Origin of the sequence: Paenibacillus phytohabitans (assembly GCF_013141775.1) — a bacterium.
GTDB lineage: Bacteria > Bacillota > Bacilli > Paenibacillales > Paenibacillaceae > Paenibacillus_AQ > Paenibacillus_AQ phytohabitans.
The window spans coordinates 1-509 of the sequence record NZ_WHOB01000071.1 but is presented as its reverse complement, the minus strand read 5'-3'; the positions used below and the strand labels follow the sequence as shown (position 1 = coordinate 509).

Here is a 509-nt window from a genome sequence, read left to right as displayed (position 1 = left end):
GTGGTATCTAAACCCTACCGCGTACAGACCACCGATTCTAAGCATAGCAATCCCATTGCACCGAACACGCTGAACCAAGAGTTTAAAGTACTGAAACCGAATACGGTATGGGTGACTGACATTACGTATATCCCTTGCCGGGGAGGTCGCTTGTACCTGGCCAGTGTCATGGATCTATGCACGCGTGAAATCGTAGGCTGGCGGTTGTATAACCACATGGAGACTAGCCTGGTTCTGGACGCCCTGCAGGCCGCCTATGCAGCCAAACGGCCTGGGGCGGGACTCTTACACCACTCGGACCGAGGGTCTCAGTATACTTCTACTGAATACACCCAGCAGCTAAAGACATACCAGATGGAATCGAGCATGAGCCGCAAAGGAAACTGTTACGATAACGCCTGCATTGAGTCTTGGCACAGTATCTTAAAGAAGGAACTCATTTACTGTAACCCCCGTTTTAAAACGCCTGAGCAGGCCTACCAAGCCATTTACCAGTACATTGAGTTTTA

Annotated in this window: 1 protein-coding gene; it reads left to right on the top strand. The window is 50.1% G+C overall.

Features of this window, described 5'->3' with window-relative positions:
• A partial coding sequence (locus tag GC101_RS36970) for an IS3 family transposase (protein WP_425497163.1) occupies window positions 1-509 on the top strand: 509 nt, incomplete at its 3' end.